This window comes from Legionella drancourtii LLAP12, assembly GCF_000162755.2.
Classification (GTDB): Bacteria; Pseudomonadota; Gammaproteobacteria; order Legionellales; family Legionellaceae; genus Legionella; species Legionella drancourtii.
In genome coordinates this window covers 85,983-99,241 of the sequence record NZ_JH413843.1, presented here as the reverse complement: position 1 = coordinate 99,241, position 13,259 = coordinate 85,983, and the positions used below count along the sequence as shown (strand labels likewise).

Sequence of the window (13,259 nt, the reverse complement as noted above, 5' to 3'; positions counted from 1 at the left end):
TAGACTGTTGGCCTATGCAATCAGTCTTAAATAATATGAAAACAAAAGCAATCTATCCAGGCACCTTTGATCCAGTGACCAATGGTCATGTGGATATTATAGGACGTGCTGCTAAAATTTTCCCAGAGCTAATAGTAGCTGTCGCTAGCAATAATGCCAAACGTCCTCTTTTTTCTTTGGAAACTCGAATTCGATTCTTAGAAGAGGCAGTGGCTCATTTACCTGGAGTTCGGGTAATGGGCTTTGATAATTTATTAATTGATTTTGTGCAAGAGCAAAAAGCGGAAGTTATTTTACGTGGTTTACGAGCGGTTTCTGATTTTGAATATGAATTTCAATTAGCGGGAATGAACCGAAAATTATATAAGGATGTAGAAACTCTTTTTTTAACGCCTTCAGAAAATTTAATGTTTATCTCTTCTACCTTGGTGCGAGAAATAGCGCTTTTAAATGGTGATATTTCTCAATTTGTTCCTCCTTGCGTTGTTAAAGAATTAGAAAAGAGACAAAGTAATCATGGATCTCTATAGTCGTAAAGGTAGTTTTTGGGGAGGGATTGCATTAATTATCTGTTGTGTATTCCCGTTCACGGCAATCGATGCAAAACAAGCATACAGTCATCCTCCAGGTTATGCTGTTGCTACAGCCAATCCTTTAGCAACGAATGCTGCATTAGAAATGCTGGCTCAAGGTGGAAATGCTTTTGATGCAGGGGTGGCCGCTGCTGCGGTATTGGCGGTGGTTGAGCCCTATCATTCAGGGCTGGGCGGCGGTAGCTTTTGGTTATTGCACCAAGAAGATAAGCGGAAAAATATCTTTGTTGATGCGCGTGAAACGGCACCTGCGGCGGCGCAGAAAAACATGTATTTAGATGCTGACGGTAAAATTATTCCCGGCTTATCTTTAAATGGTGGTTTGGCCGCTGCAATTCCTGGTCAACCTGCTGCACTTGCTTATATCGCTAAAAACTATGGGCGCTTATCTTTAGAAAAATCATTGGCACCAGCTATTAAATTAGCCGAAGAAGGATTTTTAGTCGATAAGCAGCTTAGTCGTTTTTTACATCGAAGTGATCGGCTGGAACAAATTAAAAAATATCCCGCTACAGCGGCAATATTTTTGCAGAATGGACGTCCCTATGAACTTGGTGAACGTTTGGTGCAAGCTGATTTGGCAAAAACACTAAAATTGCTTGCTACAAAAGGGGAGCAAGGGTTTTATTCTGGACCAGTCGCACAACAATTAGTACACGGTGTTAATGCAGCAGGTGGGAAATGGGGGCTTGCTGATTTAGCTCAATATCAGGTGAAACTCCGTGAGCCTTTAGTTGGTGCCTATCATAATATGTTAATTATTACCGCACCGCCACCTTCGGCAGGAGGGATAGCCTTATTAACCATGTTGAATATTCTCTCGCACTATCCTTTAGCCTCATATACTAAGGCGCAATGGATTCATTATGTCGTTGAATCCATGCGTTTGGCCTATTGGCAGCGTGAAGAATTTTTAGGTGATCCCGATTTTGAGACTGTTCCTGTAGAAAAATTAATTTCTGCAGACAATGCCAAGCAATTAAGTTCTTTAATTCCGGCACATAAAGCGATTCCCAGCAAGGTTTTACAGGGGCCGAGCAATAATCCAGGTAAAATTACCAATACTACTCATCTGTCGATTATGGATGCCGAAGGAAATCGTGTTGCTGCGACCATGACGGTAAATTATATTTTTGGTTCCAGTGTTGTTGCCGCAGGAACTGGGGTGTTACTCAATGATGAGATGGATGATTTTACCGCCAAAGTAGGTGAAGAGAATGTTTTTGGCATTGTCGGTATGGAGAAAAATGCGATTGCTGCGGGTAAAAGACCTGTATCCACGATGACACCAACCTTTCTTGAGACACCAGGACGCGTTGCTATATTAGGGACACCGGGGGGGAGTCGTATTGCGACAATGGTTCTGCTTGCCTCGTTAATTTTTCATGATGATTTTGGCGCAATTAGCATGGTTTCAGGGATGCGTTTTCATCATCAATTTTTGCCGGATGTCTTGCAGTTTGAACCCGATACTTTTTCTCCAGCAATTCAAGAGGCATTAAAGGCAATGGGGTATGCCTTGATGCCATTAGAGCAGTATTATGGGGATATGCAGGCAATTACCTGGGATAAGGATACTAATATATTAACTGCAGCCTCGGATCCGCGCGGTATTGGCTTATCCGCTTCAGTGGTGGCTAATACGGGTGGCTATGGCGTGAAATATTAGCTAGAGATAATAATGGGATTGAGGCAGATGCTTCAGTCCTATGCTCACCGAATAACGAAATCTTTCATTTTCTTGACAATGTGTATATTAGCTTGACATAATGCGGGCTATTTTAAGCCTTCCCGTTTTTAAGGGGTTCATTATGTCCTCGTCATATACTAGCATTTTTGATGGTCCAACAATTATCACCAGAAAAGATTTATGCGCGGTGTTAAATTTGGATATGTCACGACCAGATTTAAAATTTAGTGAGGCAGAAATTAAAAAAGCCTATAAGATACGCGCCTTGCGATTTCATCCTGATTCACAATTAAGATTTGCTACGCCTATTCCAACTGAATCATGTAATGTATTGGTAAATGATATAGTTTTGGCAAGAGACTATATGCTTGAGGGCAAAGATAATATTCCTGGAAAAGCGTTTGTGGAAAAATCGCAGAATTTTGCGGGAACTGATTCGCTTGCTATGATCATTGGTGCACTAAATGCCCTTAAAGCCGGAGCAACCACGTTGGCATTTGCAGTTCCCTGGTTAAGTCGTTTTAGTAATAATTATTTAATGATCGGCTTAATGTCTACTTTTTTAAATGGGCAATTAAATTTACGCTATATTAATCTCTTGTCAAAGCCCTTGGCAGCTATTCGGCCTCTTTTGCAAGATGTTGATGGCAGTACGGCTGTTGATTTTTTGCGTCGTCTTAAAAGCGCTTTGACTGCTAACGATAATTTGGATCTAGAGAATCTAATTAATGAGTTAAAAACTAAATTACCCAAATCAATGACTGAGCATCCACAATTCGATACCTTGTTGGTGACGATTAAAGAAACAGGCACGGAGTTAAACAAACTATTGGATGATGCATTTATTGATCACGTACAGCATATACTGAAATTTTGGCCACAATTTATCGTGAATGTGCCTTCGTGGAAGCATATTATAGGGGTTTATTTTACTTCGTTAATCATCACTTCAAGTAATGCGTTGCATTCATTGAATGCATTAAAAGTAATCACTGAAATAATCCTGGAACAAAAAGGAATATTGGCCTTAGTGTTAACGGTTTTACCGTTAACACTGCTAAGTGCAGTGATGTTACCGCTAAGTATTCTGTCGCAAGCGTTGAAGCAGCTGGCCTGGATTGCTTTGAAAGCAGCCTACCAAGTATTGGTTAATGGATTTAGTTTATTAGTTTCGGTTATTAATTTACTGCGCTCCTTTTCAGCTGATAGTGATCTATCTTTTTCCCGGGAAGCTGTTGTTCTACTTGAAAGCATGTTTAATCTTACGGTGCGTTTGAGTATTAATATACTTATTGGGGGATTGGATGCTGCGATTTATGTTTTTACTAGCAAAAGTCCACTAAGTTCTTTATTGGATTCTATTAACACCGCCTTTGACGCTTTATTTAACCATTTGCGTCCTGAGAGTGGATTTATTAAGATAGAAGCAGATGCTAGAGCATTAGATAGAATACCAGCACCAGATTCGGCTCAAGAACCACTGCCCGCTGCGACTCAAGAACCACCAGCTTTTGCTTTCTTTACCAATCCCAATTTATCGCTGCATAATCAAGAAGACGTGTGGTTAAACCAGCTTTTAGCCAGTTTTGCTCATGAGAATAGGGATGATAAAGACGCACAAACTTCTCCAATGATGATGTAATAATAAATTTTATAGTTAAATTAATAACCTATGAAGGGGTATTCTTTAGAAAATTTGTAGCGAATCAAAAGGAAGCGAACGTTAATCAAGAAAGTTTCTTGGGCCGTGCTTCGTAGCGAGTATCCATCTAAAGCAGTCGTCAAAATAAATTTTTAGCTGAAAAATGACCCTATTTCGAATGGGGCCATTTTTCAATAATTACAAGGGCTCCTGAACTTCTTATTTCATACTAACCTAAGGCAGTAAAACCTATTTACCCATTAGTTCTTTGATTATCTGATGGGTTTGCGCAAGCAACTCGCCTTTATTGGCTACAGTAAATTTAGATGCGTCGATGGGTTTACCTATATGTATTTCTGCCTTTTGATTTAAATGAATGTTGAATGTACGTGCGGGAAGAATATTGTTAGCTCCTCTAATGCCTATGGGGATAATAGTTGCTTTTGCTTCAATTGCGGTAACAAATGAGCCTTTTTTAAATGGACCTAACTTACCATCTTTGGAGCGTGTGCCTTCGGGAGCAACCCAGATAACAATGCCGCTTTCCATTAATTCTTTTGCATAGGCTAAATCCTTAATTGCCTGATACCTATTTTTACGATCGATAAAAGGAAACTCAGCCGCTGCCATTGCTTTGCCTAGCAGCGGAATTTTAGATAGTTCTTTTTTTGCCAACATACGAAGGGAGCAATGGGGGAATGCTTTAAAGCTCAAGGGAATATCGTAGGCACTGGAGTGATTACACATCAGTATTGTTAATTTTCCTGGCTCAGGTTGTATATTGTATGGGTTTACGACCATATATTCCACTTGCACTTTATTGAGCAATTGGTCGACCCAATGATGAATACTTTTATCGGTCCAGTGCCTGGTGATCGTACTGAAATAATATTTACAGATACAGCGTAAACTGGTAATTGCCGTATAGTAAAATAAGGTAAAGATAATCCATGCGGTTCTTAATTGGTTTAATTTCATTATCGTGGGAGCCCTTAAATGAGTGGGTAATATGGCCTACGTCAGCACAATTGTCCAGATGGTTTTATCTGGGCAACTAGTTTTTAACGAAAGCTGAATGTTCTTTGGAAAAAGCCTGGTGTTTCAGTTGGTAGCGTATGGACATTAAATCCCTTGCTCATTATTTTTTCTGCATTCCATCGTTCTTTCATATAAGCATTATAGTTCGTAAGATGTAACCAACCCACATTGTTTATCTCTGTTATTGCCACATCATTTTGTTTCTCATCCTCTACAAGAGTATAATAATGGGCACGATAGTAGGGGTTCTTGGGCATAAGTTCAGTTGCTTTTTTGAAGAGCGGTTTTGCATCTTCTTTTTTTTCCTCAAAATAAAGCATGGTATCTGCCAGTAAATAGTAAGCTTTCGCTATGGAGACACGCATTTCATCTTGCTTTTCCATCGGTTTATTGAGTTCAATAAACGTTTTTAGACTTTTTTTCAGTGCGGCAATTTCTATTTGATGCTGTTCTGCAAATTCTCTTCGCTCTTCCCAGTGCTCGCAGCTAAGTGGCACGCCAAGTTTAATAATCAAGCAATCAATTTTACGTTGTACTAATTGATTAAAAATATTGATTTTAATTTTGTTTAAGTCTTTTTGATCAAGATTTAATTTGCATTCGTTTAAATAGTTCTGCGCTCTATCTAGTTGCTCTAAGTCAGTCTGTGCTATGTCTGGATGTAATATTTCATCAATTGTTACTAGTGTTTCAGCACAATCTAGAATCGCGCGAAAAAGCTTGCTCGCATCTTGAGGTTGGAGCTGTGTTCTCTTTTTGGCGAGGGCTATTTGTTTTTCAGCGGCCTCTTGTGCCTGTTGCGTATTTTTATGGGCTAATTCGGTCGTTATAATCTTTTTATTACGCACTAATTCAGTATCATAGTACTTTACCAAAAAATCTAAGTCGTTCTTATTAAATTGATAACAAGGATTTTGCGCATAAAGAGTTTCTGCATCTTGAAAACGTTTTTCTTTGATTGCGAGCGAAAACTGAAAAAGAGCCCATTCTTCTTTCATAGCCACTGTATGTATTGTATTGTTTTGTTCTAGAACCTGGGGTTCAAGGCTAACCGCATGTGTTAATAGAGGTAGCATTTGATTGCCCATAAAAAGTTTACTGATTGACCACTTATCGCGTTCTTTTTGGGCCTCAGCTAAATAGAACTGTGCGATTTTCATTCTTAATGCAGGATAATTTTTTAAGTAGCTCAATTGCTTTGAAACATCAAAATTATCTTTTATGTATTTAATTGCTGCAGCATGTTCCTCAGTGTTTGGTGATGAGGCTAAGGCATTAATTAATCTAAGTGCTTTGTCTACGGCTGCCGGATCTTTTTTTGTTTGTATGAAATAAAACTCAATGAACACCGTCTTAAATTTTGCGTCAACTTCAGGATCCCATACTAAGGCTTCTTGGCAAACGCTTTGGTTTAAGGCGTTCTTTCGTTGCTTATGCTCTATAAGAGCATAAGCATAATGGCTTGCGAATTTACTGGGTATGACATACCTTGACTGAACAGGGCTTTGCGCGGTGCTCAGCATGTAATGAATTGCTCTGTTGATGAGTGTATCGTCTTGAGGATCAATTGCTGGTAGCAATGTATGGAGTGCTTCGCTTATAAATACCTGCCCAAAAGGATAATTTGCCGGGTTGGTCGATGCTAGAGGCGGGACGTCTTCGAAATGGTTTTTGTAGTGACTTACTAACAGATGTTGCAGGGTTGTCGAATTTTCACGACTTTTGAGGGTGTTCACTAAATTTATAAAACCATGAGAGATGATTGGTGGCGCAAAAGTATTAAGCGTTTTAGAGTGAAAGCCTTTTAAATAACCGGCATAAGCAATTTTTGCACAAGTCATCTCAACTTTACTTGTGCTACAATGGTTTTCAAACCCCAACCACCCTTTAAAGCGTTCAAATAAAACGCGCAACCTACCTACTTTAGTTACGTTGATGCCATCAGTATATAAGTATTCTCGAGGATGTTGACTTACCTCATTCCAGAAATGCTGATATTCATCTTCAAAAAAATCATAAACGATAAAGTCTGGATAATAAACGGTTCCGTTTTTTTCCGTAACTTAACCTCAGGTTTTGATAATCCTAAACGAAGCATAAAATCTCTCGGTAACTTTCGGCGAGGATAGGGTACATGAAAAGAAGAAGGTGGTCAATTAGCTTGTATAGTGTATTTAATTTTGACAGTTTGGGCAAAAGGCTGAACTACGCCCACCAATGACTAGGGTTTCGATAAGCCGTTGACAGTGTAGACAGGGTTGATTTTTTCGGCCATAGACTTGTAGCAAGATACTAAAATAGCCTGGTTTGCCGTCAAAAGCATAAAAATCACGCAGTGTCGTACCACCGCTTTCAATTGCTTGTTGTAGCACGGCTTTAATATGCTTAACCAAAAGGTGACATTGTTCTTCGGAGACATTTTTTGTGGGTTTATTGGGGTGGAGCTGCGCTAAAAATAGGCTTTCTGTAGCGTAAATATTACCAACACCGACCACAATTTCATTATCCATAATAAATGATTTGATAGGCTTATTTTTATTTTTTGCTCTTTGGTATAAGTAGCTGCCATCAAAGTCTTCAGAAAGCGGTTCCGGGCCTAAATGGGACAGCAATTGATGTTGATGTGGGTTTTCATCCACATAAGTGAATAGGCCAAAACGTCTTGGATCGGAAAAGTGTAGTGCTTGCTTATTCGTCAGATTCAGAGTGATGTGATCATGTTTCTCAGGTATTGTAGCGCCGGAGATAATGCGTAAGTGTCCTGACATGCCTAAATGAATTATAAGATAGCCACGCGATAGTTGAATAAGGATGTATTTAGCACGGCGCGTTACGGCAATAATTTTTTTTCCAGCGCACAGTTCATCAATATTATTAGGGACAGGGATTCTGAGATTGAAATTACGTACGTTAATTTCGTGAATCGTTTGCCCTTCCAAATGGGATTTAATTCCTTGCTTCGTTGTTTCGACTTCAGGTAATTCAGGCATTATTTTTTATCATCATGCTCAATAATCCGGCCCTTATTTTTTTTAATCGTCGCTGATTTTGCCGGGCTTGGAAATATGAGTTCTTTAACTATAGAGAGCACCCAAAGTACGCCGCCAATGATTAATCCCCAAATAACAACATAGGAAAACATAAACAATAGACCAACAAAAAGGGCGATGGCGATCCCTGCGATGATAAAGGGCACAAAGGTTTCAAATATCTTTGGTACTTGAAATTTCTTGCTCATGGCATTATCCCAAAATTGAACTTTAATTTTTAATTATCGACTACATCGCGAAATGTTGCAACGTAATGAGTGAAAATGTGTTATCCTTATACTGTATGGATGTACTTTTGGGGGTTTTTTATGGACCCAGCTTAAGGAGTAGCGTTCTCTTACATTGTACTTGACGTGGAGTTATCATGGTTTTTGGTTATTTAAACCTGTCTTTTTGGGGTTATATTATTGCGGGGTTGATTTTAACGCAAATTACTATAGCCGGTGTAACGCTTTATCTTCATCGCTATCAAACTCATAGAGCATTGACTTTACATCCAATTGTCAGCCATTTCTTTCGTTTGTGGTTGTGGTTAACCACCGGTATGGTTACTGCCGATTGGGTTGCTATTCACCGTAAACATCATGCGACAACAGATGTTGAAGGCGATCCGCATAGCCCCGTTGTCTTGGGCATTAAAAAAGTATTTTGGGAGGGTGCTGAACTGTACCGTAGTGCACGGAAAGACCGTGAGATGGTTGCTAAATATTCGCATGGTACGCCGACAGACTGGATAGAGCGCAATATTTATTCGCGCCATTCGACTAAAGGCATTTTAATCATGTTTTTCCTTGATTTATTCTTCTTTGGCGTGCCAGGAATTACTATGTGGGCAATCCAAATGCTGTGGATTCCGCTGCATGCAGCAGGTGTAATCAATGGTATTGGCCACTATTGGGGCTATAGAAATTATGAATGTCGCGATGCGGCAACAAATATTGTCCCTTGGGGATTTTGGATTGGAGGAGAAGAGCTGCATAATAATCACCATACTTTTGCTTCTTCGGCTAAGTTTTCGGTTAAATGGTGGGAGTTTGATATGGGTTGGATGTACATCCGTATCCTTTCCTTTTTGGGTTTGGCAAAAGTAAAAAAATTACCACCAAAGTTGGCTATGGATGAGGGCAAGTTAACTGTAGATTTGGATACAGTAAAAGCCGTAATTGGCAATCGTTTCCAAGTTATGTCCAATTATTATAAAGGTGTGATTAGACCGATATTGCAACAGGAAAAGAGTACTATTGACAGTAAAGAAGCTAAAAAACTGTTTGCTCGTGCCGGTAGTTTATTACGCCGAGAGGATTCTTTATTAACCTCTAAAGCGAAAAAACGTTTATATACGTTATTAGAAACTCGTGAGCAATTGCGTGTTGTTTATGCTTACAAACAATCCTTGCAAAATGTATGGATGAAAACGGCTGCCTCGCAAAAAGAATTAATTGATGCTTTACAGCAATGGTGCCGTCAAGCCGAAGAATCTGGTCTTGAGGTACTGCGGCAGTTTGCGCAACAGTTAAAAGGCTATGTGCCAGTTTATCAGACTCGCTAAATCTGTTTGCCTATTCATCATTGTCCCCACTAAATGGGGGATAATGATGGGGTAGCGTCTCTATGTTAACCTCTGCAAATCCAATGCGAATAACTCGAAATTAAGAAAATTGATAAGAACTTGTAAAAGTGCAATTTATAAGCACAGTGTTAATATTTAATTAATATTAAGGCGATATAATGGAGTAAATATTTAACAGAAAGCACTTGAAGTGTTAAGTACTAAATATGAAATCCAAAATCGATGTACTCGTTGAGCATATAGAAAATAAATTACTTGCAGTTAAGCAGAGTTCGGCTATCGAGCAGCATTTATACTATATCAAATCCATTCTTAAGCAGAGTAAAACTCATGATGATCGCATTAATATTGCCAAAATACATGAAGCAATTCATTATATTGAAACAATTAAGATAGAACAAAATACGACTTTTTTTGCACCACAAGCCAGAGCAATGGCTGAGCTATTGCAGAAGCATGGGGAAATGATCCTTCCTGATAGGGAACGAAGAGTCAGACCGCTTTCTTTGTTACCAAAACAGCAAAATGAAACGGTTATCGCAAAATCACATACATTGTTTGGTCCTATACATGGCACCTTGATGGATATGATTCCTGAGCGTTTGCAGTTTGCAAAAAATACAGAAATTAATGCAAAAATTAAAAATCCTCCAGTTGCTTGGGAGTATGAGTATCCTTTAGACGAAGGCGAAGTCATGAACCAGGCAATTGGTGAATGGCAGGCTGCACGTATGGAACTCCCTGAGTCACAAGACGAGCTCCAAAAGGATTATAAAGATTTTCAACGGAATATCAGTATTCGTGGCCTCACAGGAAAAACCGCCGATGAAGTAACCGATTTATTAACTTATCTGGCCGCTGCTGCCAATTACCCTGAACATGATAAGGCCACAATAAAATATTGGCTGCAGGAACGTGGTGGGCAAGATAATAATCGTTTTTTAGATTTATTATTAATGAGCGGAGAATTCACTGCATGCATGGAGTCTGGGATCCTTAAGACACGAGGAATAGAGCAGAATTGGACACTAGAACGCGGAAAAATCGTTTTATTTTATGAAAGTGCAGTTTATGCCTTGATGATTAATGGGAGTATCTGTGTTAATGATGGTCATGGTGGTTTAAGCAAAGAACTTAATCCGGAAAAAATAAAATCAGAAAATAATCTACCTTTAATGAGAGTGCGTGCTAAAATTGAATTAAATATCAATTCAAATCATAATGTGGTGCCACAAATAACGGCTTTGTCTGTGACTAGTTTTAGTCCTAACTTGGTAAAACCAGAACCTTTGGAACAAGCACTGCACTTTAATGTATAATGACAATTTGTACATTTTAAACAAGGTTTGGTTATGGTTCTTCCAAAAAATATTCTTCCTAATGAGATTATTGCCCATATTCTGCATTTTTTGGATGTTAAATCACTGCTGCGGGTGAGTTATGTTGCAACTTTTTTCCATGTTCTCGTTGAGGAGCATTTTAAAGAACACTTGAAATGGGTTCGGCTTTGTTTTACTGATACGTGGTGTCAATCTCTTATCAAAGCTGCCGTGATAAAAGAAGAGCTGCTCAATGGTACCCTTGATGCACAGTTGTTTTATAACAGCGTCAATACAAAAAATATCGAACAAATTAAATCATTACTATTCCTTGATAAGAGCAGATATTTTCATTTATACGTCGCATCATATGAGCAAAAAACACCAGTGTTTTTTGCTTGCAGCGGAAACGATACGCGCACATTGTATTTAACGGAAGACGCGGCGAAAAATAAAACACTCAATGTGGCAAGGGTAAAACAATGGCTACGTGTAAGAGTACCTGTTGATGCTGCGCTATTTTATGAGCTATATACCACCCAAAAAGTACCTCATAAAGAGCTAATTCCACAAACAGCAATTTTGCCGACACTTGAATCGAGAACAGCATCGTTGCTCAACATTTAAAAAGAATTTTTGCTTTTAAGGCTTCGTATTCTTGTTTTTGATGATAGTTCTTCTATAGTAGTATTTTAAGTAATAACAGGGAGTTATCTATGACCAAAGAAGTAGCAATAGTTACTGGTGGCACAGGCGGTATCGGCTCGGCAATTTGTCAGCGTTTGGCTGCTGATTTTCAAGTTGTAGCATGTTATTTTAAGCATGGAAATCATGAAGAAGCAAAACAATGGCAGGAAGAGCAAAAAAAGCTCGGTTTTGACATTGATATTGCTTATGCTGATGTGGCGCAATTTGCAGATTGTGAAAAATTAGCGGCTTTGCTCATGGCGCGTTATGGTCATATTGATGTACTTGTCAATAATGCGGGCATTACCCAAGATTGCAGTTTAAGAAAAATGTCTCCGGAACAATGGCAGCACGTTCTTGATTCAAATTTAACCAGTGTTTTTAATATGACACGAAATATCATCCCTCATATGCTCGATAAAGGCTATGGCCGTATTGTCAGCATTTCCTCAATCAATGGACGCAAAGGACAGTTTGGTCAATGTAATTATGCGTCGACAAAAGCTGCCTTATTTGGTTTTACTAAAAGTTTGGCTTTAGAAGTAGCCAATAAAGGTATCACTGTGAATACTATTTCGCCAGGCTATATAGAGACACATATGCTGACCTCACTCAAAAAAGAAATATTAGATGCAATTATTGCTAATATTCCTGTTGGTCGTTTGGGATCTCCAAAAGAAATTGCTGATGCAGTTGCTTTTTTGGTTGCTGAAGAAAGTGGATTTATCACGGGCGCAAATTTAGATATTAATGGCGGTCAATATATGTAACAAGAATAGCTCCCAAAAGTTGAGAGTATTGGGAGTTCTGTCTATGCTTTAAGAATCCCTAACAACAAGAGAATCACATGCATAATCATAATGTTGCTTTGATCACCGGTGGTACTGGTGATCTTGGTACTGCAATTGCCAAACAATTAAATGCCTCGTCAAAACATGTATTTGCCCTTGATTTAGCTTCTGTAGAACATGGCAAGGCTTGGGAAAATGAGATGAGTGAAGAAGGTTATCGAAATGTCGCTTTTCGTCATATGGATGTAACGGATTATGAGCAATGCGAGAAGGTTATTTATTCGATTATTAAAGAATTTGGGAATATCGACGTTTTGATTAATAATGCAGGTATTACACGCGATGCGGTCTTCACTAAAATGACCAAAAAACAGTGGGATGAAGTATTGCGCGTAAATCTTGATGGCATGTTTAATGTGACGCGTCAGGTTGTTGAAAATATGAGGGAACATGAATCAGGAAGGATCGTTAATGTTTCTTCGGTGAATGCGCAAAAAGGTCAGTTCTCGCAAGCAAATTATGCTGCTTCTAAAGCAGGTGTGTATGGTTTTACTAAAAGTTTGGCTCAAGAATTAATGAGTAAAAATATTACGGTGAATAGCATATCTCCTGGTTATGTCGATACGCGTTTAATGAAGGGAATCCGCCCCGATATTCTGGAATCAATTATTGCTCAAATTCCAGCTAAACGCTTGGCTGAACCACAAGAAATTGCTTGGGCTGTTGATTTTTTGGTTAGTGAGAGGAGCCGTTATATTACCGGAGCAAATCTAAGTATCAATGGTGGCTTGCACATGTATTAAGGGTTGTCTTTCTACTGAAATAGTGTCCCTACGTTCCGCGGCTTGTTCGCGGAACATAGGGAGCCTGTTCTAAGTA

The 13,259-nt window shown here is 39.0% G+C and carries 12 protein-coding genes; 8 read left to right on the top strand and 4 right to left on the bottom strand.

The genetic code is table 11. The features are described 5' to 3' along the window. Positions 1-14 precede the first annotated feature (14 nt). From coaD to LDG_RS13780, 3 genes are all read left to right on the top strand, one after another. On the top strand, positions 15-530 hold the full coding sequence (coaD, locus tag LDG_RS13790) for a pantetheine-phosphate adenylyltransferase (protein WP_040535983.1): 516 nt from the start codon (positions 15-17) through the stop codon (positions 528-530). Continuing rightward, positions 517-2,262 (top strand): gamma-glutamyltransferase, encoded by a 1,746-nt coding sequence (gene ggt, locus LDG_RS13785; protein WP_006872023.1) that lies wholly within the window; start codon positions 517-519, stop codon positions 2,260-2,262. Before coaD ends, ggt begins: the two co-directional genes overlap by 14 nt. Positions 2,263-2,404: 142 nt before the next feature. Then, positions 2,405-3,925, top strand: coding sequence for a J domain-containing protein (locus LDG_RS13780; protein WP_040535981.1), 1,521 nt, complete (start codon positions 2,405-2,407; stop codon positions 3,923-3,925). 249 nt (positions 3,926-4,174) lie between these two features. Here LDG_RS13780 and LDG_RS13775 read toward each other — a convergent pair whose 3' ends face one another. The 4 genes from LDG_RS13775 to LDG_RS13760 form a co-directional block, all read right to left on the bottom strand. Further along, positions 4,175-4,903 carry a lysophospholipid acyltransferase family protein gene (locus LDG_RS13775; RefSeq protein ID WP_006872021.1) on the bottom strand — a complete coding sequence of 243 codons (729 nt, stop codon included), beginning with the start codon at positions 4,901-4,903 and terminating at the stop codon, positions 4,175-4,177. Positions 4,904-4,986: 83 nt separating this feature from the next. Continuing rightward, complete coding sequence (locus LDG_RS13770; protein WP_148263592.1) at positions 4,987-6,804, bottom strand: hypothetical protein; 1,818 nt, start codon at positions 6,802-6,804, stop codon at positions 4,987-4,989. A gap of 333 nt (positions 6,805-7,137) precedes the next feature. Beyond that, the gene (gene mutM / locus LDG_RS13765) at positions 7,138-7,953 is read right to left on the bottom strand and encodes a bifunctional DNA-formamidopyrimidine glycosylase/DNA-(apurinic or apyrimidinic site) lyase (protein WP_006872018.1); all 816 of its coding nucleotides are present in this window, start codon (positions 7,951-7,953) and stop codon (positions 7,138-7,140) included. After that, positions 7,953-8,201 carry a hypothetical protein gene (locus tag LDG_RS13760; RefSeq protein WP_006872017.1) on the bottom strand — a complete coding sequence of 83 codons (249 nt, stop codon included), beginning with the start codon at positions 8,199-8,201 and terminating at the stop codon, positions 7,953-7,955. Before LDG_RS13760 ends, mutM begins: the two co-directional genes overlap by 1 nt. A gap of 176 nt (positions 8,202-8,377) precedes the next feature. Between LDG_RS13760 and LDG_RS13755 the strand changes: the two genes are divergently transcribed. The 5 genes from LDG_RS13755 (at position 8,378) to phbB (LDG_RS13735) (ending at position 13,183) form a co-directional block, all read left to right on the top strand. Beyond that, positions 8,378-9,562, top strand: a complete 1,185-nt coding sequence (locus LDG_RS13755; protein ID WP_006872016.1) for a DesA family fatty acid desaturase — start codon at positions 8,378-8,380, stop codon at positions 9,560-9,562. 227 nt (positions 9,563-9,789) lie between these two features. Further along, entirely contained in the window at positions 9,790-10,902 is a 1,113-nt protein-coding gene (locus LDG_RS13750) for a hypothetical protein (RefSeq protein WP_006872015.1), read from the top strand. A 33-nt stretch (positions 10,903-10,935) separates the two neighbouring features. Then, positions 10,936-11,529, top strand: coding sequence for an F-box protein (locus tag LDG_RS13745; RefSeq protein ID WP_006872014.1), 594 nt, complete (start codon positions 10,936-10,938; stop codon positions 11,527-11,529). An 89-nt stretch (positions 11,530-11,618) separates the two neighbouring features. Continuing rightward, a complete protein-coding gene (phbB, locus tag LDG_RS13740; protein ID WP_006872013.1) occupies positions 11,619-12,359 on the top strand; it encodes an acetoacetyl-CoA reductase in 741 nt (246 codons plus the stop codon). Between the two features lie 77 nt (positions 12,360-12,436). Beyond that, entirely contained in the window at positions 12,437-13,183 is a 747-nt protein-coding gene (phbB, locus tag LDG_RS13735) for an acetoacetyl-CoA reductase (RefSeq protein ID WP_006872012.1), read from the top strand. Positions 13,184-13,259 lie beyond the last annotated feature (76 nt).